The 1,421-nt window shown below is 69.9% G+C and carries 2 protein-coding genes; both read left to right on the top strand.

Annotated features, from left to right (window positions below; genetic code table 11):
* The coding region (locus JX325_RS16700) for a hypothetical protein (protein WP_204792152.1) at window positions 1-368 on the top strand (368 nt) is incomplete at its 5' end.
* Window positions 358-1,421, top strand: a 1,064-nt coding sequence (locus JX325_RS16695) for a PBSX family phage terminase large subunit (RefSeq protein WP_204792151.1), incomplete at its 3' end; no start/stop codon positions are given. The genes JX325_RS16700 and JX325_RS16695, both read left to right, overlap by 11 nt.

The following is a 1,421-nucleotide window of genomic DNA, read 5'->3' as shown; positions in this document are numbered from 1 at the left end:
GCTTTGCCGCGCTGGCCTCGAAAAGCGTCCGGCGGCGGCTGGAGAGGATGCGGGGGGCCGCGGCGGGGGAGCTGCGGCGGGAGGACGCCCTGCGGCGGCTGGCCCAGCTGGCCTTTGGACGGGCCAACGACGCGGTCCGGCTGGCCCTCAATCCCAGGGAGGTGGACCCGGGGGAGCTGGACCTCTCCGCCGTGGCGGAATTGAAGGTGACGGACAAGGGGGGCGTGGAGGTGAAGCTGGTGGACCGGGTGCGGGCGCTGGAGACCCTGTGCGGCCTTCTGGGGGAGAGCGGGAACGGCGGGGCCGAGGAGCTCTACCGGGCCCTGGAGGACGCCGCCGGGCAGCTGGAGGAGGGCTATGGCGGGTAAGGGGCTGAAATTTTCCGCCAAGCAGCTGCGGGTGCTCACCTGGTGGCAGGACCCAAAGTGGGAGGCCGTCATCTGCGACGGGGCGGTGCGGAGCGGGAAGACCTTCGCCATGGGGCTGAGCTTCTTCCTCTGGGCCCAGGCGGGCTTTGACGGGAAGCAGTTCGGCGTGTGCGGGAAGACCATCGCGTCGGTGCGGCGGAACCTTCTTTCGGAGCTGGCCCCGGTCCTGCGGCGGCTGGGCATGGAGGTCCGGGAGCGGCGGGGGGAAAATCTGCTGGCCGTGCGGTTCCGGGGGCATGAGAACCGCTTTTTGCTCTTTGGCGGGCGGGACGAGTCCAGCGCGGCGCTGATTCAGGGAAGCACCCTGGCGGGGGTGCTGCTGGATGAGGCGGCGCTGATGCCCCGGTCCTTTGTGGAGCAGGCGGTGGCCCGGTGCAGCGTGGCGGGAAGCCGGCTGTGGTTCAACTGCAACCCGGAGGGGCCCCAGCACTGGTTTTACCAGGAGTGGATTTTGAAGGCGGCGGAGCGGCGGGCCCTGCGGCTCCACTTCACCATGGAGGACAATCCCGCCCTGCCGGAGCGGATTCGGGAGCGGTACAGGCGGAACTACTCCGGGGCCTTTTACCGCCGGTTCGTCCTGGGGGAGTGGACGGCGGCGGAGGGGCGGGTGTACGACTTCTTCGACCCGGAACGGGACGCGGCGGAAGCGCCGGAGGGCGGGTTTTCCGCCTGGCGGATTTCGGCGGACTACGGGACGGTGAACCCGGCCTCCTTCGGGCTGTGGGGGCTCCGGGAGGGGGTTTGGTACCGGGTACGGGAATTTTACTACGACTCCAGGAAAGCGGGGCGGCAGCGGACCGACGCGGAGTACGCGGAGGATTTGGAACGGCTGGCGGGGGGACGGGAGATTCAGCGGGTGATCGTGGACCCGTCGGCGGCCAGCTTCGTCGAAACCCTGCGGCGGCGGGGCTTTTGGGTGGTGAAGGCCGACAACGACGTATCCGACGGCATCCGGGTGACGGCGGACCTGCTCCGGCAGGGGCGGGTGGCAAT

Origin of the sequence: Oscillibacter sp. CU971, assembly GCF_905219725.1 — a bacterium.
In the GTDB taxonomy this organism is placed as follows: Bacteria; Bacillota; Clostridia; order Oscillospirales; family Oscillospiraceae; genus Oscillibacter.
This window is presented reverse-complemented; position numbering and strand designations above follow the sequence as displayed.